Here is a 22,570-nt window from a genome sequence, read left to right on the forward strand (position 1 = left end):
GCACGGCTAGAAATCGCTCGGACTGATACAATAGGTGTACAGTAAATTGTCTGTCTAAAGCAGCAGGAGGCCATCTTTTCCAGTCGGCTTTTGCCCGCGTTTGATCCTGTGCTTCTTTTCGAAACAGGAACTGCATTCGATGCTCTGCATCGGGATAGACGAATATTTAGAGGTGAATATCTGTGCAAATTTTCTGGTTTATTCTTTGTCTTATCATCGGCTATCTGCTGGGGTCCATTCCGTTCGCGCTGGTCATCGGAAAAGTCTTCTTCCATACCGATCTGCGTAAAAGGATCCGGCAATCCTGGCGGTACCAATGCGGGACGCGTTCTCGGCAAAAAGGTCGGCGTTCTCGTCATTTTCATGGATGCCTTAAAAGTTGTTGCTGCCATTGGCATCGGCGCCCTCGTTTCTCCGGCCTGCGCGCTGGTCAGCGGACTGGCCTGCTGCATCGGTCACTGCTATCCGATCTTTGCTCATTTCAAAGGCGGCAAGGCAGTCGCCAGCATGTACGGCTTCCTGTTTGGCATTTCCCTGTTTGTCTTCCATAACGGACTGTATTTCCTCATTCCGTTTCTGATGTTCTTCATCATTCTGTATTTATACAAATGGGTGTCCGTGGCTTCCATCTGTGCGGCACTCGCCAGTTCCCTGCAGATTCTTTCCATGAACTGGTCGACCAATTCGCAGGATCTGCTCCTGATCGCCGGGAGCTGGATGCTGACCGCGCTGATCATCTACCGGCACAAATCGAACATTCTTAAAGTTCGCGCCGGCAAGGAAAGCAAAGTAACCTGGATTTAACTCTCATCGATTTCTCATTTAGCCGGTCCTGGACCGGCTTTTTCAGACTAAACGTCTGTATATATTTGCAAGACGTGCCCGATCTACGTGTGAAACGAATCTTCCGGAAATTCTCCGCAGCCGCCGGCATTCCGGCAGCATTTCCCCGTGCATTGTATCCTGTAAAAAGCGGCGGTTTCACGCTTTCCTAGGGAAAGTCGTATGGAACCGCCGCTTTCGCATGCGAGATCTGTATTACTAATTGCAAAAACAATCAGCTGAGTTCGAACATGCCGTTATACAGTCTGGCGTAAAAGCCGTTCTGTTCGAGCAATTCTTCATGGCTGCCGCGCTCAACGATTTTTCCTGATCGAGCACGATAATGCAGTCGGCGTTGCGCACGGTCGACAGACGATGCGCAATCACAAACGTCGTTCGTCCATCCATCAGATGCTTCATGCCTTCTTCAATCTGTTTTTCCGTTCGGGTATCGATGCTCGATGTGGCTTCATCAAGAACGAGCACCGGCGGATCTGCAATGGCTGCTCGCGCAATGGAAAGCAGCTGCCGCTGACCCTGGGAAAGGCTCGCTCCATCGGAGCTGATACGCGTATGGTAGCCTTCCGGCAGACGACGGATGAAGGAATCGGCATTCGCCAGTTTGGCTGCCTCGATGACTTCCTCATCGCTGGCGTTCAGACGGCCGTAGCGAATGTTATCGAGAATCGTTCCCGCAAACAGATGCGTATCCTGCAAAACCATGGCCATCGACCGGCGCAGATCGTCTTTGGCGATCAGTTTGATGTCGATGCCATCCAGCAAGATGCTTCCTTTGGAAATGTCATAAAAACGGTTGAGCAGGTTGGTAATCGTCGTTTTTCCGGCGCCAGTCGCACCGACTAAAGCAATCGTCTGACCGGGCTTGGCAAACAGCGAAACATCCTTAAGAATCTGCTTTTCCGGAACATAGCCAAAATCGACATGACGAAATTGCACATCCCCGCGAAGAGGTACGCATTCCACGGAACCGTTCGGGCGCGGATGTTTCCACACCCAGTTTTTCTGCGGAATGGAACTTTCCATCCATTTGCCATTTTCGTCCTGAATTCCGTAAGCGAGGGTCACGTGTCCCTGATCGGCTTCCGGCGCAATGTCCATAAAATCAAAGATGCGCTCCGCACCCGAAAGGGCCGAAAGCAGAAGCGTTGCCTGGGAAACGAACTGGTTAATCGGTGCTGCTGCCTGCCGAACAAAGACAAGATAGCTGGCCAGCGAACCGACGTCCGCCTGACCCTGCAGAACCATGTAGCTGCCGGTAATCGCTACAATGGCGTAATTAATATAGGAAACAGAAACGATAAAGGGGACCATCGTCTGCGAATAGGACAGCGCCTTTTTCGAAGCCGCATAGAGATTCTTATCGTATTTCTTAAACTGCTCCATACTGGCGTCTTCATGATTGAATACTTTGATGACGCGAAGACCGTGGATGGCTTCCTGCGCAAAACCGTTCAGCGCGCCGATGTATTTCTGCTGGAAGAGAAGTATTTCCGGCTCGTCTTGCTGGCGAGAAGAACGTACGCGAACATGAACAGGTAGAATACAGCGACGATCAGCGAAAGCTTCCAGTTGAGCACGAAAAGCAGAAGCAGCGTACCAAATGCCTGAATGAAGTTCTGAATCATGGATGCAAACGAGTTGTTGAGTGCATCGCTGACTGTATCGACATCCGAAGTGAAGCGCGCCATCAGATCGCCCTGTTTTATCGTATCGAATACGCGGATCGGCAGAGATTCCATATGGACAAACAGATCGTGCCGGATTTCCTTGACGACCTGCTGGGCGCCTTTGGCCATCAGCTGCGTATAGCCCCACGCACTGAGTACGCCGGTCAGATAAATGACGCCCATGATCACCAGAAGCCGGATCACGCCGTTCGTATTGCCCTCGCCGGCTGTATTGACGATCGGGCGAATCATATACGTTCCAGCCAGATTGGCCAGACCGGAAACGGTAACCAGAAGGCCGACCGCAAAAACGTCAGCCGGTGATTGCCCATGTAGTTGAGCAGACGCCGAAAGACCGAACGACGGTTTCTGGGTCTGGATGCATTTGATTTACTGTTCATCCGGCTGACCTCCTCCCTGCTGGCTTTCATAAATTTCCCGGTAAATCGGGCTGGTTTTCAAAAGTTCGTCATGGGTGCCGGTCTGTACAATACGACCCTGATCCATGACCACGATCTGATCGCAGTGTGAAATTGAAGAGACGCGCTGTGCAATGATGATCTGCGTAAGCCCGTGAATCTCGGCAAGATTTTTACGAATGAGCGCATCCGTCTTCGTATCCACTGCCGAAGTCGAGTCATCAAAAATGAGAATTTTCGGCTTTTTCAGCAGCGCGCGGGCAATGCACAGACGCTGCTTCTGACCGCCGGACACGTTGACGCCGGCCTGGCCGAGTTCCATATCAAGACCGCCGGGCAGTCGGGCGATCAGTTCGCTGGCTCCAGCCTGATCGATCGCTTTCAGAATTTCGTCGTCGCTGGCGTTTGGATTGCCCCATTTCAGGTTGTCGCGAACCGTTCCGGAAAAGAGCGTGTTTTTCTGAAGAACCATGGCAACATCTTCGCGAAGCGCCTTCAAGTCCAGATCATGAACGTTTTCCTGACCGACTTTCAGAGTGCCGCTCGATACGTCATACAGTCGCGGAATGAGCATGGCCAGAGACGATTTGGCCGATCCGGTAGCTCCGATAATGCCGACCCGGCTTCCTGAAGGAATATGAAGCGTCACATCGCTCAGAACGTCTTCCCTGCCTTCTTTCGAATACTTGAAGCTGACGTTTTCAAAATCGATCGAACCGTCCTGAAGCAGCTTTCCCTGTTCGGGCGAGTGCATTGTAATCTTTTCGTCGAGCACTTCTTCAATGCGATGAATCGAAGCCGCGGAACGGGTCAGCAGCAGGAAGATATTGGACATCATGATAAAGGCATTCATGATCTGCAGAACGTAGGACATGATGCCGGTCAGCTGACCGACAGCCAGCATGCTTTGCACAATCATCATCGAACCGATGGCCAGCAAAACCAGAATCGTGATATACATCGAAGCCTGAAAGAGCGGCAGGTTCAAGAAGGCCAGATGGTTTGTCTTCTGCATTAAAGACGCCAGATCTTCGTTGACCCGGTCGAAACGGTCTGTTTCGTAATCCGCACGAACAAAGGATTTCACCAGACGAATGGCAATCAGGTTTTCTTCCACTGCCTCATTGAGCGCATCGACCGTCTTCTGAATGAACCGGTACTGCGGAGCGACTTTCGAAACGATCCAGATCAGCAGCAGAGCCATGATCGGCGAAACGATCAGATAGACGATGGACAGTTTCCAGCTGATGATAAAGCACATGATGATGCCGAGAATGAGCATCAGTGGGCCGCGCGCGATCGGTCGAATGCCGTTGGTGATCGTATTTTGCAAAACCATGACATCGCTCGTCAGTCGGGTAATCAGTCCCGACGATTCAAAGCGGTCGATGTTTTCAAACGAAAACTTTTCGATCTGATCAAACTGCGCCTGTCGAATCTGGCTGGCGACCGTAGCCGCAGCCCGGGCTGCCGCTTTGGCATAGAGCAGACCAAAAGAAGTGAACCCGCTGCACAAGCGAGCATCCCCAAACCGCGGCTGACAAAGATGGACGTATCCCGGTGCATCACGCCAATATCGATAATATCGGCCATCAAAACCGGGGTGATGACTTCAAGTAAAGTCTCGATGGCAACATAGATCACGGCGAGAATAAAATCTTTTCGCGCACTTCTTGTCAGTTTAAAAATCGCTGAACCATTCATCCTATCCCCTCTTTTCAGGCCGGTTATTCTGGCGCTCAGCATCCTTGTGCTCTGGATTTTTATCTTTTGCTTTTCGATGAAAAGCCGGAACCCGGCCGCTCATAATGTTTCTATTCTTATCTATTGTCTGCTGATTCCTGCCTGCTGACTCTTTCGTATACAGGCGCGCAGACGGTTATGCCGTTTTCTGAATTGTCAATCTGTCGGTGTACAGACTGACGATGTCCAGGACGGTGCGCTCGTTCCGCCTTCCGTCAGTTTTTAAAAGCAGACTGTTTGTCAGCTGGAACCGCCAAAATACAGAACTGTATTTAGAATACGCAAGAACGGTAAGAAATTCGCTTTTCATTCCCTCAATTCGGTATTCCGCAGGCGGACAGGCCCTTTCTGAACAGGAGTTTTGGAAGGCCGGGCTCGCCCCGTTTCCTTGCCGCTTTTTTGAAGTATCTTCGGACGGAAAGGAAACGGCCTTCCGTTTTGATGAACAAAATGCAAAACCTTTTCAGAGTCTGTTCAATTCAGGCTATATGACCGTAATAAATATAGTAAGATTTAGTGTACGGTTCAGCCCCTGCTGAACTGCCCGTCAACTGGAGGAAAACATGAGTTACCAAATTCCGAGAGGAACGCAGGATATTTACGGAGAAGCAAGCTACTCCTGGCAGCAGCTCGAAACTTTATTCCGTCAGTTCTGTCTTCTTTACAACTTTGATGAAATTCGTACCCCGATCTTTGAACACACCAATGTCTTCAAGCGCGAAAACGATTCGAGCGACATGGTCAACAAAGAGATGTACACCTTTACTCTTCCCAATTCTTCGACGTCCCTGACTCTGCGTCCGGAAGGAACCGCAGGAGTCGTCCGTTCCTTTGTAGAAAACAAAATGTACGCTCTGCCGGATCTTCCGGTAAAGCTGTATTATATCGGCCCGATGCACCGTCATGAACGTCCGCAAAAAGGCCGTCTGCGTATTTTCAACCAGTTCGGTATCGAATCTCTTGGTCTGAAGAGCCCGTATTCGGACGTAGAAGCGATGGTTCTCGCCTACTCCATTCTGCGTTCCCTTGGCCTTGACCATATTACCATTCTGCTGAATACCCTTGGCGATGACGAATCCCGCTCGGCGTATCGAAGCGCTTTAAAAGAATACTTCGCACCATATGTCGATGATCTCTGTTCCGACTGCAAGCGCCGCTATGAACAGAATCCGCTCCGTCTTCTCGACTGCAAAGTCGATCACGACAAGGACTGCATGAAAAACGCGCCGTCCATGGCTGACTACCTCAACGAGGAAAGCCGCGAATACTTCAGGACGGTTACTGATCTGCTCGATGTAATGAACATTCCGTATCGTGTCGATCCTTCTCTGGTTCGCGGTCTCGACTACTACACGCATACTGTTTTTGAAATTGTCAGCGAATCGCCTTCCATGGGTGCCCAGGCTACGCTTCTTGCCGGCGGCCGCTACGACAACCTGATCCCCTATTTTGGCGGACCGGAAATGTCCGGCATCGGCTGGGCGCTTGGCGAAGAGCGCATTCTGCTCGCGCTGGAAGCGGAAGGCATTAAACTTGGCGAAAAGCCGCCTCTGGATGCGTACGTCATGGTTCTCAATCCGGAAGCCCGCAGCTATGCGTTTGAACTTCTGACCGAACTGCGCGCCAACGGATTCCGTTCTGACATGGACTTCATGGGCAAATCGTTCAAAGGGCAGTTTAAGGCTGCAGACCGCGCCCATGCCAAATTCACGCTGCTGATCGGCGAAGACGAAGCGAAAAACCGCACTGTTACGATTAAGAACGCGCAGACCCGCGAACAGACCAGTCTGAATGCGGATGAGCTGATCGACTTCATGGACAGTCAGTTCGAAGAAGGCGATGAGCACGGTCACGATCATCATCATGAGCACGATCATGACCATGACGAGCACGAAGCGCACGATCATCAGGACTAAGCTGACACTACCCGTCCTGACCTGAATCCATTTCCTTATCCAAAAACGGCATAACGCCTGCGAAATGCGTATAGAAAGTCTGAATCGCAGCCTCCCTTCCCGTTTTGCCGTCTATATTCCCTTTTCCAATTCCTTTAATTTTCAAATTCCTTTTGTTTTTCCCTTTAAGGAGGTTATCTGATATGAATCGAAGCCATCACAACGGCGAGCTTCGTCTGGAGAACGAAAACACTCCAGTTGAACTTGTCGGCTGGGTTTCCAAAAAAGAAACTTTGGAGCTATGAACTTTATCGACCTGCGCGACCGCTCCGGCATCGTGCAGCTCGTATTTGACGAAAGCTTCAACGATCGCCTGAAAGAAGTCCGTCAGGAATACGTTCTTCATGTAAAAGGCGTTGTAAAGAACGCCAGGACAAGAACCCGGCGCTTCCTACGGGCGATATCGAAGTCATCGTTTCCGATTTTGAGATCGTCAACCCGGCAAAAGTTACGCCGCTGATCATTGCGGATGAAACCGACGCGCTCGAAGATACCCGTATGAAATACCGCTATCTCGACCTGCGCCGTCCCGTCATGCAGAAAAATCTCATGACGCGTGCAGCCATCGTCCGTTCCCTGCGTGAATTCCTCGATACCCATGATTTCGTCGAAATCGAGACGCCGGTTCTGGGCCGTTCGACACCAGAAGGCGCCCGTGACTTCCTCGTGCCCTCCGCGGGAAACCCGGTACGTTCTACGCCCTTCCGCAGTCGCCTCAGCTGTACAAGCAGCTGCTCATGATTTCCGGCATGGAGCGCTACTACCAGTTTGCCCGCTGCTTCCGCGACGAAGACCTGCGTGCAGACCGTCAGACCGACTTTACCCAGCTCGACATCGAAACGTCCTTCCTCGATGAAAATCAGATTCTGACGCTGACGGAAGCGATGCTGAAGAAACTGATGAAAGACGTCAAAGGCGTCGATCTGCCGACCCCGTTTGAGCGAATCACCTGGGAAGATGCCATGAACCGTTACGGCATCGATAAACCGGACAACCGCTTTGGCATGGAACTGCAGGATTTCTCTGAAACGTTTAAGGGAGCCGAATTCGTTCCGTTCCATAACGCCCTTGAAAACGGCGGCGTGATCAAAGGCATTACCGTAGAAGACTTCCAGCCTTCCAACAAGGAAATCAAGCGTCTGACCTCGGAAGCCCGCAAAAACGGCGCCAGCGGTCTGGTCGTTCTCAAATACAAAGACGGTGTCTTCTCCGGCTCCGCGGTTAAATCCCTCAAGGAAGAAGAACTGAATGCTTTAAAAGACGCATCCAGCGTAAAAGACGGCGGCACCGTTCTGCTTGTCAGCGATCCATGGCTCAAAGCCTGCACGGCCCTCGGTGCTCTGCGCAACGATATCGCTTCCGAAAAGGGTCTGAAGAAAAAGACGAATTCTCCTTCCTGTGGGTTGTCGACTTCCCTATGTTTGAGTGGAGCGAACAGGAAAACCGCTGGGTTTCCCAGCATCACCCGTTCACGATGCCAAAACGCGAGGACATTCCTCTGCTGGACACCGATCCTGGCAAAGTCAAAACGAACGCGTACGACTGCGTACTGAACGGCTATGAACTCGGCGGCGGATCCATGCGTATTTATGAACAGGAACTGCAGGACAAAATCTTCGAAGTTCTCGGTTTTACCCCGGAACAGACCCAGCAGAAATTCGGCTTCTTCATCGATGCCTTCCAGTACGGAACACCTCCTCATGGCGGACTGGCTTTCGGTCTCGACCGTATCGCCATGCTGCTGTGCGGAACAGACTCCATTCGTGATGTCATCGCCTTCCCGAAAAACGCTTCCGCCCGCGACCCGATGTCCGATGCACCAAATACCGTCGATCCTCTCCAGCTTGATGAGCTCGAACTGGCGGTAAACGTAGAACCCAAAGAGCGTGAAGTTCTCGAAAGCCTGCGTGAAGGCACCCTTCCGCTTACCCTTTCCGACGGCAGCGTTGTAAACGTCTCCCTTGACGAAATCCGCGCCTGGAAAGAAAACCGCTAATCCCGATTCACGATAATTTTTCAAGAAATCCTCTGGATTAACGATCAGCTCAAAACGGCCGGTCTTCTGCAGTCTGTTTCCCTTCGGAAACGGCTGCAGAAAACCGGCCGATTTTTGTATGTGAAAAATGATACAGATCTGTGGAAAACGCAATCGAAAATGCGAAGAAATCCAACAGATATTGCACGTCTGTCCTTCTTTGCCTATTCTGAATGAACAGAAACATTCCAATACAACGAGCATTGAAAACAGTTATCAATCCCAAGGAAGAAGACATCATTCCCTGATTTAGAAGCTTCTTTCTGGACCCGAGAAAAAGAAACGGAGGTGCAGATCCTTATGAACCATTTCCAGCCCGATCCGCTGCATGACGGATCCAGTCCTGTGGACTGTTTTATCAGCTATCGCCGCGCTGACGGTTTTTGCGGCCAAAATGATTCGCGATCAGCTCGAATCTCTGGGAATTTCCTGTTTTCTCGATCTGGAAGAGTCCAAAGCAGGAAACATAAACAATCGAATCAAGAATGCTATTGCGAACTGTGAAAATTTTATTCTGATTCTTTCCCCTGCCGCTCTCGATCGCTGCGTTCATGAAGAAGACTGGGTCCGACAGGAAATTGAAGCCGCTATGGAATTGAAGAAGACTATTATACCCGTTCAGCTGCACGGTTTTGTCTGGTCCAGTCAGCTGTCCTCGCTATTACCTCCTTCTCTGCAAATTCTTGAACAGCTAAATTCAGTTATCCTTTCAACAGAATATTTCGAAGCCTCTGTTGATCGTCTGGTAAGCTTTCTCCTTCTAGCTCCTGGAACAATTTCTCTAGGATTAAACATTGGCCAAAATGTTGCTGATTTTTTAAGTATTCTCTGGATTCCTCTCAAAACGTCAGCGGTGTAGATATGGCCTTTCATGTCGGTTCTTACTGGTATCTAAATAATGAAAAGATCGACATTCTGCAGAAGCTAATGGAGCATCACATACCGGTACGAGTCATCATTCAGTCTGAATACACCTCGGAAGAGATCGTTCAGCATATGCGTAAACAAATGAAGTGGTACATCCCTTTAGAAAACAACTTCAATATCTGGAGAGAACGAAGCGCCAATTACCCAGAACTGCTAGAGGTACGCGTATGTTCGCTGCCGATTTTACATCGAACCTACCTCGTCCATCGAAAAGACGGAACGGGTTCGCTTTCTTTAAAAAACTACCGCTATGGTGATGGTTCAAGTGATAATCAGGAATCATTTACTTTCGATGGAGCAAAAAAGACTGGGAAATGTACCAGGCATATCGCACTGAGTTCAATTATATGTGGAATCACCTGTGCACCCCTCTGGCAGACTTTTTGAAAGAACGTGAACAATCCGAGGACATAGCCTCCTCGTTTGAGTAAAACAGGTAACGCGGTTCTTTTGCTAAACAGCAGTTTCTTCCTGAGAAAGGAATGATCGCAGCCTGTTTTTCTTTCCCTGCTCAATCCTCGTACAAACAAACAGTCCGCCAGGTCGGAGCCAAATCTGGTTTTCCGACACTAGCGGACTTTTCATTTTGGTGCCGTTTGTTTAGGATCGGTCGGATTCCGTTTTCTCAAAAACGGATCTCCTCTATCATTTCCAAGCGGAAATGGCGCTCTATAGACTCGGCAGTGCTGTATCCGTGGTCAGGCGAAGAGACAGAAGTACCTGATTGAGCGTTCTGGCGGCTTGGTCGATCTCGATCTGCGATTCACTTTGTGTTCGAACCGTTTTTGCTTCTGCAATCGCCGCATTGAGTGTCTCGTTCTGATTTGATTTGAACGATTTCGAAGCGATTGACTCGCCTTTTTCAATCGCCTGATCGAGAAGATCGTAATGCAGGACAGCCTTCCATTGGGCATACAGCGTGATTTCCGTATCGTCTTCGCCGCCGGTCAGCTGGGCTTCATCGGCATAAGCGGTACCAGTACCATCGGCCTTTGTATTCCAGCCGGTAAAGATCCAGTCGAATCGGGTAAAGGTATTTTTGGGCAGTTTATTTCCCTCTTCTCCTTTCCAGAGCAGAGGTTCCATAGTGCCGGTTCCGCCATTTGCAGCGAAGGTTACCATATGAGACGGTATCTTTTTCCATTGAGCATATAACGTAAGTTCAGAGTCTTCTTCACCGCCGCTCAGCTGCGCTTCATCCGCGTAGGTAATACCCGTACCGTCAGCTTTCGTATTCCAGCCCGTGAATTCATAATCCGTTCGGGTAAAGCCATTTTTGGCAAAGCGTGATCTTCTTCACCATTCCAGATCAGCGTCTCCATATCGCCTGTGCCGCCATTGGCTTCAAAGGCAACCTGATGCGAAGGAATTTTCTTCCATTGTGCGTATACGGTGAACTGGTCAATGGAGTAATCCACGTCAATCGTATCGCCAACCGCGATATTATCACCGCTGCCGTCGGCTTTTGTATTCCAGCCGGTAAACGTGTAGCCTTCGCGGGTAAACGAGCAGTCTGGAACGCGAGCGGACGTATCCGAAGGTACGCTCACCTCAATGGAATCCATCGTTCCAGTACCGCCGTTGGCATCAAACGTCCAGGTGTTCGCATGCAGCTCGAATTCCCATACCGGGTTGAGTTCAATATTTTCTTCGCTCAGTCCAGCTGTATATTTCGTGATGGTTTCTTCACTATTGGCTTTTTCCACCCGATGACTCTGGCATGGAATGGGCTCCCGTCAAAGGCGCCCGTTCCAAGCGGAAGGCTGACTTCCAGATCGGCGGGAAGAGAAATCGTTTTGGTCAAACCATGCGCTTCGTCGACGAGAGTCGCCGTTTTGGCTCGTCCCCACCAGCCATCCATATCTTCGGTCCATGTAACTGTTCCATCAGTCAGTTCTGCGGACGTATACGGTCCGTGCAGGTTCTGGCTGACCCAGGAATCCCCGTAGGCGTCGCTGTTTTTCGATTTGACAAGCGCCTGCTTATTCGGGCGGATCATGCTCAGGTAATCTGCAGAAAGTCGGATTGCGGTAAGCGGATTGGAGAACAAATAACTCGATGTATCACTGAAAAACATCTGTGCGGTATTCCAGCCCGATAAATCCAGATGAGTGACAGCAGTATTGTTTAGAATATTGTCCGCACTGAACCATTTTTCGGTTTTCCAGTGGCTCATCGCATTCGCATCTTTCAGATTTGTGCAGTTTTCAAACATCTGCGCATAGGAACTGGCGCTGGCTGTATTCCAGTTTTCCAGTCCCTTCAGGGATGTAAGAGCAGTATTTCCGGTAAACGTTCCCGCAAAGCCGCTGACTTTCGAAACGTTCCAGTTGGAAAAGACCGAAAGATCGGAAATCGGACAGCTGTTAAACGTCTGGCAGAGGTTGGTCGCGTTCATGGTGTTCCATCCGGACAGAGCAGATACATCGCTCAGCTTCGTGCACCCTTCAAACGTTGAGGACATGGAATCCAGACTGGATTCTTCCGCGGAAAACCAGTCTTCCAGTCCATGCAGAGATTCCAGACTTGTGCAGCCAAGGAAAGCGCCGTTCATGTCGCGAATGGAGCCGCTTTTTCCAAGATTAGCCAGTCCGCTTAAATCGGTGAGTTCCGTACAGCCGGAAAACGTACTGTTCAGTCCCCTAGTTTAGAAGATTCCCAGGAGGAAAGCGCATCGGTATTTTTAATTTTTGTATTCGCAAAAGCACCGTACATGGTAGTTACATTACTGATATCCCATTCTGCCAGTCCGGAAATGTCTTCAAGTTTTGTATAGTTATAAAACATCTCATACATGGAAGTCAGCGGACTGGAATCAAAATCGGGATGGCAGACGATGCGTGTAACAGAGCTTGCCAGATAAAATTTCTTTGGGGTGGTGGCTGTCTGACCAGGTCCAAAATACAGGGTTCCGTCATCCAGAAGATAGTATTTTACTGTTCCCCAGGTTCCATTTTCTTTCTTATCCGAGACATCTGGCAGTTCCTGCGGCGCGGTCGTCGCTTCCTGTGCCAGAACGGTCTGCGGCATGGAGATCATCATCGAAACCGGCGCGCTCAGGCATAAAGCCAGCGACAGCAGCTTCTTCATTGATTGCTTTGTTTTCATACATACTCCTTCGTGCAAAGCAAATGTGCGAAGTTCGAGAATGACCCGAATGATCAGACTGCCCGATCTGACCAGCTGACTCGAACCTGCACCTTTCTGTTTTCAGTGTAGGAGCTATATGGAACCACTTTCCCAAAGTGGGGAAAATCAACATGAAAATGTCGTTTTTCCCTGTATTTTTAATTACAGTTTTGTTTCATTTTCTGTTACTTTTTCAATCCTCTGTTTTATTTAAAAATCTAGTCGTATACCATATTTGTCTGTATTAAAACGGAGCAATACGTACACATTTTCTGTACTTTCCCCGTTTCTGTAAGACATGAAAAAACGAGCAGAACTGTGCCCTTAGTAATCCGCGCAACGGACGAATTGGACGGTACGTTCTGCTCGTAAATCATTTCTGTTCGTATTCCGGTTCACCGTCTGCAAAGTGTTTACCGGATTCTGAATTTATTGTTTATTCGTATTTTTCTTCTCGTTGGCTGCGCCTTTTGGCGAGAAGCCGTAATAGTCTTTCATGAACTGCTGCTTGTATTCTTCAAAGCGGCCGTCCAGAATAGCCTGTCGAATTTCTTCCGTCAGGCGGATCGTAAAACGCAGGTTATGGATGCTGGCCAGTGTGAAGTACTTCTCCCGGTCTTCTGGATCCTGACTTTTGAGAAGCGCGCGCAGTTCATCACGGGTATAGCCGGCCTGGCATACCGGGCAGTCGCAGTGTTCATCGATGACGTCGAGACTTCCTGCGTACTTTTCGATATTGATGTAGCCGTACTTCGTATACAGGCGGCCATGACGCGCTTCGCGGGTGGGGGCGACACAGTCAAAGGTGTCGGCTCCGTTTTCCGAACCGATGAGAATGTCATCCGGCCGGGATAGGCCAAGCAGATGGCGAGGCTTACCTTCCGGCAGTTCTTCGTTGCACCATTTCAGAATTTCTCCAAGATCGCTCTTGAGAAACGCGCCGCCAAGGCCATATCCATCGAAGTCCATCTGACCAAGCTTTTTCGCGGTCGAGCGGCGCAAATCTTCCCAGCGACCGCCCTGCAGTACGCCGTAAAGCGACTGGCGATAGCCGAGATCGTCGCGGTGCTGCTTATGGACATCGAGAGAAATCTGCGCCCAGCGTTCCGTACGCTCCAGCGCTTCCTTATTGTATTCATACGTATCGGCCAGAGACGTCAGTTCATCAAACGCCATATGAATGTCCGCACCGATCCGGCACTGAATTTCCATGGATTCTTTCGGACCGATAAAGTCATCCTGATCGGTGAATGGATCGTGGAACTGAATGCCGTCTTCCATGACAATAGCCAGACGCTCCTTTTTCGGCGCGTTGACGACTTCCTTTCCCGGTCCATGCTGACGACTTTGCCGATGCCGCTTCCAAGCGACATGACCTGAAAGCCGCCGGAGTCCGTCAGCGTCGGACTGTTCCAGCCGGACCACTTCGCCAGACCGCCGGCATCTGCGATTTCCTGCGAACGGCCGCGCAGATGGTAGCCGTTGGAGAGCATCGCCTGCGCGCAGATTTCCTTCAGCTGCTCCATGCTGACGTAACGAACTTCCCCATGGGTTCCAACACACATGAATGCAGGTGTATGAATATCCCCGTGCGGCGTGTGAATAATTCCTGCGCGACCCAGATGGCCTGGAATTCTCTCCAGGATTTCAAAGGAAAAGCGATTGGGAAAGCTTTGCTGGGTCGTATCTTTTGTTTCCATTCTGTCTTCTGCAGAAGAAACGGATGTCTGATCCATATTCATAACCTGCCTTTCTGTGTATTCACGATACGTCCAGAAAGACTGCATCTTCTGGACTGTTTTTTCGTTTAAAGCCTTGCTTGGGACGAAAGTCTCGATGTTTCCATCCGGTTCATGCGTTTTGGAAGAAGGGCTTCGTCTCTTGTTTCGATCGGAGATGCGAATTTTCCGGTACGTTTTCGAACGGTTTACTGCTTTTCATTCAGCCATTTTTTCAGCGCTTTTTCAATGGCGATTTCGACGGGCGAGAGAACGAACTCCAGTCCCATTCCGAGAATATAGGCAAACAGAGCCTGCATCAGAAATTCCTGGAAGGAGAGAACGCCGAGAAAAGCGATCGTTTCGAATACGATCGTATCGAGAATATGCGCAAAAACCGAAGAGGTCAGCGCACGCGCGATAAAGCTTCGGGCAAAGATTCCGGAGGACGCGCGCATTTTTCGAAGAGATAGTTGTTGAGAAGACTGCTGGTCAGATAGCCGCTAAGACTTCCCAGAATAATGCGGGGCGAAAAACCAAGCACCATCGCATACGCTTCCTGCATATCCCAGCCGGGATACGGCGGCAGTGCGATTACGACATAAAAGACGAGTGCCGCAATCACGTTGACGAGAAAGCCTGCATAGATTACGCTGCGGGAACGGTCTTTTCCGTACAGTTCTACAATCAGGTCGCTGAGTATATACGTCAGCGGGAAGAGAACGAGACCGCCATCGACGGCGATTCCGCCCATATTCCAGAGCTTTACCGCTGCCAGATTGGAGATCAGCAGGGCGCCGGCACTCAGCGCGGTCATGTAAATCATCAGCTTGAACTTTTTCGAGCTGAAGGTTTCCTGTGCCTGTTTAGGTTGTTTCTGATTCATGTTTAATCAATCCTTCTTTTCCTGGGCAGGCCGCCTGCACTGGCTGGATCGACAGGGAAACCAGTATTGCCAGCGTTCCTATCCGATTTCTGGGACAGAGAAATACAAAATGCGAACGAACCTTTCCAAGAAGGTGCGGCCTTTGAAAGTATACATTTTTCTGCTTTTTCCTGCTCTGATCCATACTCCAGAATGACACGGATATAAAAACGGGGTTCTGTTCAAAAGACGAAGCCATTCCGATCGTCTGGAAGCGGCCTGGAAGGCAGCAAAAGGCGCGGCAAAAATTGCCATATAAAAACGCAGACGCCTGACCAGAGCTGTTCTGGTTCTGCGTCTGCGCAGAGATTCAAATCGGTTTTGATGATGCTGGATTTTTAAATCAGGATTCAAAGACGAAACTGGGTTGTCTGGTTAAACGAGAATCATCGAATTCTCAATTCAGCCCTTTAGTCCTTTTTCGCATCGGCAGTCGCCATTGTCGACAGCAGCGAAGCGACCTTGCGGGAGTATTCGACTGGATCCTTAATGGCAAAGCCCTGAATCAGGCACGCCTGATCGTAGAGGATCTGCGCGATTTCCTTAACCTTGTCCTTATCGGTTACATACTCTGTACGCAGGACGTTCCAGATCGGGTTGTTCGGATTGATTTCCAGAATACGGGAAGCCTGCAGACCCGGGTTAGTGTCTTCGCCAGCCTGTTTGGCAAAGACATCAAAGATGTGCTCCATTTCAAAGGAGAGGCCGTCGCCGGCAACGAGCATAACCGGATCATCGACCAGACGGTTGGACAGACGGACTTCGCTGACTTCAGGCAGTACGTCCTTCATGTACGTCAGCAGGTCCTTGTTTTCTTCGTTCTGAGTCTTCAGAGCTTCTTTTTCTTCTTCGGTATCGAGATCGAGATCGCCCTGAGCGGCGTTCTTGAAGCTGTGGCCGTCGTACTGGCTGATCATCTGGATGATGAACTCATCGACTTCATCGGTCAGATACAGAACCGGATAGCCTTTGGCTTTCAGCTTAGCCGCTGCCGGCAGCTTGTTCAGCGTATCGATGTTCGTTCCAGACAGATAGTAAATGTCCTTATCTTCTTCCGGCATGGAAGCGACAAATTCCTTGAGCGATTTGTACTTGCCGTCATCGCTGGTCGGATACATGAGCAGGTTTTCCAGCTTGCTGGTGTCAGCGCCCTGCGAATTGTAAATGCCGATCTTCAGGCTGATTCCGAAGTTTTTCCAGAAGCTCAGATAGTCTTCCGGTTTCTTCTCCTGCATGCTTGCCAGAGCGGAAAGAACTTTACGTTCGGTCTGCTTGCGGATGAAGCGCAGCTGATGATCGTGCTGAAGCATTTCACGCGAAATGTTCAGCGACAGATCCTGCGAATCGACCAGACCCTGCATGAAGCGCAGGTAATCCGGGAGCAGGCTCTCGCAGTGGCTTTCAATCAGTACGCCGCGCGAATACAGTTCCAGACCCGGTTTAAAAGTGCTGGAGTAGAAGTTTTCCGGACGCTTGGACGGTACGTACAGCAGCGCGGTAAAGGAAATCGAACCGTCAATATTGAAGAAGATCGTATCGAGCGGTTTGGTGTAGTTGTTGAAATGATCCTGATAGAACTGATCGAATTCTTCCTGCGTGATTTCCGATTTCTGTTTTTCCAGAGCGGAATCATGGAGTTCAGGGTGCGTGTCTCGGTAACCGTTTCGAATTTCGGTTCTGCCAGCTCTTCCGCTTCCTTCGCTTCTTCATCCGGTTTTACCGGTTTCTGCGTCGTGATATCCATTTCAATTGGATAGCGGATATAGTCGGAATATTTCTTAACGAGCATCTCCAGTTTCCAGGAATTCAGATATTCGGAGTATTTCTCGTTTTCGTCATCTTCTTTCAGAAGCAGGGTGATGGTTGTACCATGATCGTCCCGTTCGGCTTCTTCAATCGTATAGCCGTCGGTTCCATCGGATTCCCACTTCCAGGCCTGATCGCTGCCGAGCGCCTTCGAAACGACGGTGACTTTGGACGCGACCATGAATGCGGAATAGAAGCCGACGCCAAACTGACCGATGATGTCGACATCGGAATTGGCTGCCGCTTCGGAGTCACTGCTGGCTTCCGGGTTTTCACCGGCTTCCTTTTCCTTCTTGAGCTCTTCCTTGAAGGCAAGCGAGCCGGATTTAGCGATGGTACCCAGATTGTCTTCGAGTTCTTCTTTGGTCATGCCGATTCCGTTATCGGAAATCGTGAGCATTCTTGCGTTTTCATCAAAATCGATGCGGATCGCCAGTTTTTCTGGAATCTTATGGTTTTTCAGCGAATCCAGATAGTATTTATCGAGTGCATCGGACGCATTCGAAATCAGCTCACGCAGAAAGATTTCCTTGTGCGTGTAAATGGAATTGATCATCAGATCAAGCAGGCGGCGCGATTCCGCCTTGAATTCTTTTCGTTCAGACATTCAGACCTCCATAATCGAACTCGCGCGTATACGCGAATTAGCACTTAATCTCTAAGCTTGCTAACAGTATAGTTCTCTATACTTTCGTTTGCAAGCTCAATACCGTGCTTTTCCAACGGATTTATTCCAACAGAAAAAGCCGGCTTTCACCGACTTTTTGCCTGAATAATAATGATTTTGTACTGGAAGAGAATTACGCTTGAGCCGAAACCGCTTCGATCATTTCTTCTTTGGTTTCTTCTGCTGCTTCTTCTGCTTCCTCTTTCAAGGCAGCTTCTTCCGCTTTTTCTGCAGCTTCTTCGGCCGTTTCGTTTTCGGCATCTACAACCGGCAGATTCTGCTCGCTCAAAATGAACTGATCGAGCATTTCAAAGTCGCGATCTTCACCGGCGACGTTCACGCGGCTTTGCAGAACGAGCTCGCCGTCCTTAAGCGTGTAGAGGAACAGCGCAATCGGCTCGGCTTCCTTGTCGTTGACACGACGGTAGATCGTCAGCAGGCGGTTGCGAATCTGGTCCGGCGTACCTTTGAGATCCTTAACGGATTCCAGAATCATTTCCAGATCCGAGAAGAAGCAGACTTCGCTTACGCCCTGGGAAGCGATCTGCACGCTGTAGTCGCCCAGCCAGCTGCCTTTCTTTTCGCCGATCAGAATCATGCGTTCAAAATCGGTGCAGGCTGTCAAATGATAAATGCCTTCGTAGCAGAATTCGTTGGTATCTTCATCCAGTCCGCAGAGCATCTGAACCAGTTCCGTTTGCGTTCCCGGCTCATTTTTGCGGGCGTTTTTCGAATAATCCAGATTCCGAGATCGTCGGAAATCAGGCTGTTGTCGTCCTGAAGCATTGCGACAATTCGCTTCATCTGTGCCGATGCGTCGCTCAGTTTGCGAAAGGACTTGCCGTTAAAAGGAGCTGTGCTTTCTCCTTCGCTCGAACCCAGTCGAACTTCGTAGGTTTTCATAATCAAATTCACCTCATATCTATTTGTCTATGATACAGAAAAAGAATCCATTTTTAAACATCCCCTTAATCCATACCAAGTTATGCAAATCCTTTCTTTGATACGATTTTGTCCGAATCGGCCGGCTCTGGGCATCTCATTTGACCCGTCCGGCCGTTCTCTGAAAGCATGAAAAGGATTCGATTTTTGACGGGTGATCCTGTAAGAAAGAGCGGGATTTCATTATTCGCTTTGACTTCGCCGTTTGCCGCCTTCTGTTTTATACAGAAAGCTGGATCTATACATAGCTCTGTCCGTAACATTTCGATCTTGCATGCGGGGGCGATGTCGGACAGGATCAGGGATTCCTCGTCGATTTTCTGACGTTTTTCGTGCACTCCTTTGGGAGTTTTACGCTTTCCTTTTCATTACAGCGTGCAATGCTATACTGAAAACCGAATGAAATTTTATGTAACAAATTGAAAGAGGAAATCAATACGTATGTCGATTCATATTAATCATCAGCTGCCCGATCCCGACCTTCTCAAAGAAGAAATCCCGATGTCGGACAAAGCCAAAGCCATCAAAGCCCAGAGAGATAAGGAAATTGCGGACATTTTCACCGGCAAGGACGATCGCTTTATCGTCATCGTCGGTCCCTGCTCCGCGGATAATGAAGACAGCGTTCTCGAATACTGCCACAAGCTCGCCGGTCTGAACGAAATTGTTAAAGACCGTCTGATGATCATTCCGCGTGTCTACACCAATAAGCCAAGAACGACTGGAGACGGCTATAAAGGCATGCTCCACCAGCCGGATCCAAACGCACAGCCCGACCTGCTTGAAGGTCTGAAAGCCATTCGCCGCATGCATCTGCGTGTCATTGAAGAAACCGGCCTTTCCACAGCGGATGAAATGCTGTACCCGGAAAACCGTTCCTTTCTGGACGATATTCTGTCCTACGAAGCGGTCGGTGCCCGTTCGGTCGAAAACCAGCAGCATCGTCTCGTCGCCAGCGGCATCGACATTCCGGTCGGTATGAAAAACCCGACATCCGGCGACTTTTCCGTCATGATGAACTCCGTCACGGCTGCCCAGCATCCTCATCGCTTCATTTACCGCGGCTATGACGTACAGACCGACGGCAATCCCTCGCCCACGTCATTTTGCGCGGCGGCGTCGACAAGTACGGCAAGACCATCCCGAACTACCATTACGAAGACCTGAAAATCGTCAGCGATCTGTACAAGAAAGCCGGTCTCGCCAACCCGGCGGTCATCGTGGACGCGAACCATTCCAACTCCGATAAGAAATACAAGGAGCAGATCCGCATCGTCATGGACGTCATGCACAACCGCAAGTATCATCCAGAAATCCGCAAGCTTGTTAAAGGCGTCATGATCGAATCCTATCTCATTGAAGGCCGTCAGGACATCTGCGAAAACTATGTGCGCGGTCAGAGCATTACCGACCCGTGCCTGGGCTGGGAAGATACAAAGCGTCTGATCCTCGATATTTACGCCAAAACCAAAGAATACTAAGCCGATGTTTTCCAGGCATTCTGCCTGCCAAACAAAAATCGCGCCGGAAATTTGCCAATTTCCGGCGTTTTTTCGTCTTCGCCTGATTGAGCAGATCGAATAAACGCAGAAGCAAAGAAACGCTGTCTTCACCTGCCGCAGCGGATTTTCGCGCTTCAGAAAGACTATGTGAAATTTTGGAAGATCCCTCTGCCTTAACATTTTATCCGATATCGGATATATTCTATTTTGTCCGATTTCGGATAAATTTTAGGAGGTTTATATGACGAACACGCTTGCGCAGCACTATTCGATTCCAAAGCTGCTGCGCTTCACGCTTCCCACGATTCTTGTCATGGTTTTCACATCGATCTATGGCGTCGTAGACGGCTATTTCCTATCCAGCGTTGCCGGCAAAACCGCTTTTGCGGCAGTCAATTTCATCATGCCGGTTCTCATGATTCTCGCCAGTTTCGACTTTATGATGGGCGCCGGTTCTTCCGTCCTGGTCGGCAAGACGCTCGGCGAACAGAATCCCCAAAAAGCCAGAAAGCAGATGACGAGTCTGCTCACAGCCACGGTGATTCTCGGAATGATCCTGTCCGTTCTTGGCTTGGTCTTTTGCGGCCATTGCTGGAATGGATGGACTGCAGCGAACAGATGATGCCTTACGCTTTGCAGTACGGATCCATTCTTCAGCTTTCTCTTCCGCTCTACATGATTCAGATGTACTTTCAGAGCATCTTCGTAACCGCCGGAATTCCGCAGGCCGGATTCGCGGTCACGTTTGCGGGAGGCATGCTCAACATTGTGCAGGACGTTCTTTTTGTGGGCGTTCTGGGCTGGGGTGCTCCTGGTGCAGCGATCGCCACTGCCCTTGGACAGCTGCTCTGCGCTGCGCTTTCAATCCTCTGCTTTCTTTCTCCCGCGAAAAAACCGTTTCGTTTGAAAGAGGACAAAGTTCTTTACTTTACGGCCAGCCGCATTCGCCTTAAGGAATTTGGACAGGCGGCTTTGAATGGAATTTCCGAGCTGTTTTCCAATTGCGCGTCTTCTCTGATTTCCATTTTGTACAACTATCAGCTTATGCGGTTTGCCGGTGAAGACGGCGTAGCGGTGTATGGAACGTGATGTACGTATCGATGATTTTCATGGCCGTTTCCATGGGCTATACCGTCGGCTGCGCGCCGCTCGTCTCCTGTCAGTATGGACGGGGCGATAAGCAGGAGCTCGCCAGCCTTACCCGTAAATCGCTGTGGATTGTGGCCGTGGGATCTGTGGGCATGTTTCTTTCCACCGAACTGCTGGCTGCCCCGCTTGCCCGTCTTTTGCGGGTTACGATCCCGAACTGATGGCCCTTACGATTCAGGCGTTTAACATCTTCTCGCCTGTGTTCCTGTTTTCCAGCTTTTCGATTTTGGATCCGGCTTCTTTACCGCGCTCAATGACGGTCCGGTTTCGGCCATCATTTCCGTCGTACGCTCGCTGGTGTTCCAGGTCGGTTTCATTCTGATTTTCACAGCCGTCTGGGGTGTCGACGGCATCTGGTTTTCCATGCCGTGTGCCGAAGCCATGGCGATGCTTACCGCATTTCTTCTGCTCTGCCTTTGCCGTAAGAAATACGGCTATTTCTCGCATGAACAGAAATCCGGCCCGATGGAGCCCAACGCCCATGCGATCTAAAACGCATCCGGCTGGAGACGCCGCTCGTTTTGGGCTCCCGCGACAATGGTAAACTGGAAGAAGACCAGACCGATATGATGCCAGACAATCGAAGTTTGAAAAATTCCGCTTCCTGCCTGATCCGGAAGACGGCATCGAATGTAACTGCCAAATCTGGTCCTAAGCGAGGAAATGAGTCATGGATGATACGAAAAAGCGCAGCAGTATCCCAGCGAAAAACGGACGCTGTGCGCCGGAGCTGTATAACGAACTTGTCGATCTTGAATCGGACAACTGGGCTACGTACCTTACGGCTGCCAAAACGCTTCAGATTACGGAAAATGAGCTGTGGGTTCTGCTCGAGGTGTTCGATGCCGATCCTCCTTTATGTCAGGCCGACATCGCCAGACGCATTCACATCCCGGTCCAGACTCTGAATTCCGCGCTGTCCAAAATGAACCGAAAAGGATGGATTGACTTCGTACCGATTCCCGGCTCCCAGAAAGCCAAAGGCGTCAAACTGACTCAAGCGGGCCGGAAAAATTCCATCCGGTACTGGCAGGCATTCATCAGGCGGAGACCAATGCCTTTGCCTCGCTCGATCCAGAGCAGGCCAGAGCCATGCTCGATTCGATTCATGCCTATACCCTTACTTTCCAGAGCGAAATGAAA

Annotated in this window: 17 protein-coding genes and 7 pseudogenes; 9 read left to right on the plus strand and 15 right to left on the minus strand. The window is 50.0% G+C overall.

The features are described 5' to 3' along the window. Window positions 1-108 precede the first annotated feature (108 nt). Window positions 109-804: a glycerol-3-phosphate acyltransferase gene (locus KWG61_RS11555; RefSeq protein ID WP_367614206.1), complete on the plus strand. Its 696-nt coding sequence runs from the start codon at window positions 109-111 to the stop codon at window positions 802-804. A gap of 237 nt (window positions 805-1,041) precedes the next feature. On the opposite strand, the gene KWG61_RS11560 is transcribed toward KWG61_RS11555, so the two are convergent. The 4 genes and pseudogenes from KWG61_RS11560 to KWG61_RS11575 form a co-directional block, all read right to left on the minus strand. After that, the gene (locus KWG61_RS11560) at window positions 1,042-2,088 is read right to left on the minus strand and encodes an ABC transporter ATP-binding protein (RefSeq protein WP_367614377.1); all 1,047 of its coding nucleotides are present in this window, start codon (window positions 2,086-2,088) and stop codon (window positions 1,042-1,044) included. Beyond that, window positions 2,086-2,762, minus strand: a pseudogene (locus KWG61_RS11565) (ABC transporter ATP-binding protein); the annotation flags it as partial. The gene KWG61_RS11560 and the pseudogene KWG61_RS11565, both read right to left, overlap by 3 nt. Beyond that, the gene (locus KWG61_RS11570; protein WP_242743853.1) at window positions 2,759-2,911 is read right to left on the minus strand and encodes a hypothetical protein; all 153 of its coding nucleotides are present in this window, start codon (window positions 2,909-2,911) and stop codon (window positions 2,759-2,761) included. The gene KWG61_RS11570 and the pseudogene KWG61_RS11565, both read right to left, overlap by 4 nt. Continuing rightward, entirely contained in the window at window positions 2,901-4,445 is a 1,545-nt protein-coding gene (locus KWG61_RS11575; protein ID WP_242743855.1) for an ABC transporter ATP-binding protein, read from the minus strand. Before KWG61_RS11575 ends, KWG61_RS11570 begins: the two co-directional genes overlap by 11 nt. A 790-nt stretch (window positions 4,446-5,235) precedes the next feature. Here KWG61_RS11575 and hisS point away from each other — a divergent pair. From hisS to KWG61_RS11595, 4 genes and pseudogenes are all read left to right on the plus strand, one after another. After that, a complete protein-coding gene (gene hisS / locus KWG61_RS11580) occupies window positions 5,236-6,588 on the plus strand; it encodes a histidine--tRNA ligase (RefSeq protein WP_230267874.1) in 1,353 nt (450 codons plus the stop codon). Window positions 6,589-6,770: 182 nt separating this feature from the next. Next, window positions 6,771-8,623 (plus strand): annotated as a pseudogene (gene aspS, locus KWG61_RS11585) (aspartate--tRNA ligase). Between the two features lie 367 nt (window positions 8,624-8,990). Continuing rightward, the gene (locus tag KWG61_RS11590) at window positions 8,991-9,521 is read left to right on the plus strand and encodes a toll/interleukin-1 receptor domain-containing protein (RefSeq protein ID WP_242743857.1); all 531 of its coding nucleotides are present in this window, start codon (window positions 8,991-8,993) and stop codon (window positions 9,519-9,521) included. A gap of 2 nt (window positions 9,522-9,523) precedes the next feature. Beyond that, window positions 9,524-9,976 (plus strand): hypothetical protein, encoded by a 453-nt coding sequence (locus tag KWG61_RS11595; RefSeq protein WP_242743859.1) that lies wholly within the window; start codon window positions 9,524-9,526, stop codon window positions 9,974-9,976. Between the two features lie 282 nt (window positions 9,977-10,258). Here KWG61_RS11595 and KWG61_RS11600 read toward each other — a convergent pair. The 10 genes and pseudogenes from KWG61_RS11600 to KWG61_RS11645 form a co-directional block, all read right to left on the minus strand. Beyond that, window positions 10,259-10,804, minus strand: a pseudogene (locus KWG61_RS11600) (InlB B-repeat-containing protein); the annotation flags it as partial. Next, a complete protein-coding gene (locus KWG61_RS11605; RefSeq protein WP_242743863.1) occupies window positions 10,774-11,295 on the minus strand; it encodes an InlB B-repeat-containing protein in 522 nt (173 codons plus the stop codon). The pseudogene KWG61_RS11600 and the gene KWG61_RS11605, both read right to left, overlap by 31 nt. Then, entirely contained in the window at window positions 11,244-12,227 is a 984-nt protein-coding gene (locus KWG61_RS11610) for a BspA family leucine-rich repeat surface protein (RefSeq protein WP_256460877.1), read from the minus strand. Before KWG61_RS11610 ends, KWG61_RS11605 begins: the two co-directional genes overlap by 52 nt. Continuing rightward, window positions 12,224-12,697, minus strand: coding sequence for a BspA family leucine-rich repeat surface protein (locus KWG61_RS11615; RefSeq protein ID WP_242743865.1), 474 nt, complete (start codon window positions 12,695-12,697; stop codon window positions 12,224-12,226). The genes KWG61_RS11610 and KWG61_RS11615 overlap by 4 nt, the downstream gene beginning before the upstream one ends. 450 nt (window positions 12,698-13,147) lie before the next feature. Beyond that, window positions 13,148-14,418, minus strand: a pseudogene (tgt, locus tag KWG61_RS11620) (tRNA guanosine(34) transglycosylase Tgt). 227 nt (window positions 14,419-14,645) lie between these two features. Continuing rightward, entirely contained in the window at window positions 14,646-14,894 is a 249-nt protein-coding gene (locus tag KWG61_RS11625) for a VUT family protein (RefSeq protein ID WP_242743867.1), read from the minus strand. Then, window positions 14,843-15,322, minus strand: a complete 480-nt coding sequence (locus KWG61_RS11630; protein WP_242743869.1) for a queuosine precursor transporter — start codon at window positions 15,320-15,322, stop codon at window positions 14,843-14,845. Before KWG61_RS11630 ends, KWG61_RS11625 begins: the two co-directional genes overlap by 52 nt. 449 nt (window positions 15,323-15,771) lie before the next feature. Next, a pseudogene (gene htpG / locus KWG61_RS11635) lies at window positions 15,772-17,774 on the minus strand (molecular chaperone HtpG). A 193-nt stretch (window positions 17,775-17,967) separates the two neighbouring features. Then, complete coding sequence (locus KWG61_RS11640) at window positions 17,968-18,516, minus strand: hypothetical protein (protein ID WP_242743871.1); 549 nt, start codon at window positions 18,514-18,516, stop codon at window positions 17,968-17,970. Next, a complete protein-coding gene (locus KWG61_RS11645; RefSeq protein WP_242743873.1) occupies window positions 18,456-18,737 on the minus strand; it encodes a hypothetical protein in 282 nt (93 codons plus the stop codon). The genes KWG61_RS11640 and KWG61_RS11645 overlap by 61 nt, the downstream gene beginning before the upstream one ends. A 480-nt stretch (window positions 18,738-19,217) precedes the next feature. Here KWG61_RS11645 and KWG61_RS16420 point away from each other — a divergent pair. From KWG61_RS16420 to KWG61_RS11660, 3 genes and pseudogenes are all read left to right on the plus strand, one after another. Then, a pseudogene (locus tag KWG61_RS16420) lies at window positions 19,218-20,257 on the plus strand (3-deoxy-7-phosphoheptulonate synthase). 334 nt (window positions 20,258-20,591) lie between these two features. Beyond that, window positions 20,592-21,367: pseudogene (locus KWG61_RS11655) on the plus strand (MATE family efflux transporter). Then, on the plus strand, window positions 21,367-21,588 hold the full coding sequence (locus tag KWG61_RS11660; protein WP_242745685.1) for an MATE family efflux transporter: 222 nt from the start codon (window positions 21,367-21,369) through the stop codon (window positions 21,586-21,588). Before KWG61_RS11655 ends, KWG61_RS11660 begins: the two are co-directional and overlap by 1 nt. 21 nt (window positions 21,589-21,609) lie before the next feature. Here KWG61_RS11660 and KWG61_RS11665 read toward each other — a convergent pair whose 3' ends face one another. Further along, on the minus strand, window positions 21,610-21,810 hold the full coding sequence (locus tag KWG61_RS11665; protein ID WP_242743875.1) for a hypothetical protein: 201 nt from the start codon (window positions 21,808-21,810) through the stop codon (window positions 21,610-21,612). A gap of 287 nt (window positions 21,811-22,097) precedes the next feature. On the opposite strand from KWG61_RS11665, the gene KWG61_RS11670 reads away from it, so the two are divergent. Next, on the plus strand, window positions 22,098-22,568 hold the full coding sequence (locus tag KWG61_RS11670; RefSeq protein WP_242743876.1) for a winged helix-turn-helix transcriptional regulator: 471 nt from the start codon (window positions 22,098-22,100) through the stop codon (window positions 22,566-22,568). The last annotated feature ends 2 nt before the right edge of the window (window positions 22,569-22,570 follow it).

The sequence above is a fragment of the Allobaculum sp. Allo2 genome (genome assembly GCF_022701175.1).
GTDB lineage: Bacteria > Bacillota_I > Bacilli_A > Erysipelotrichales > Erysipelotrichaceae > Allobaculum > Allobaculum fili.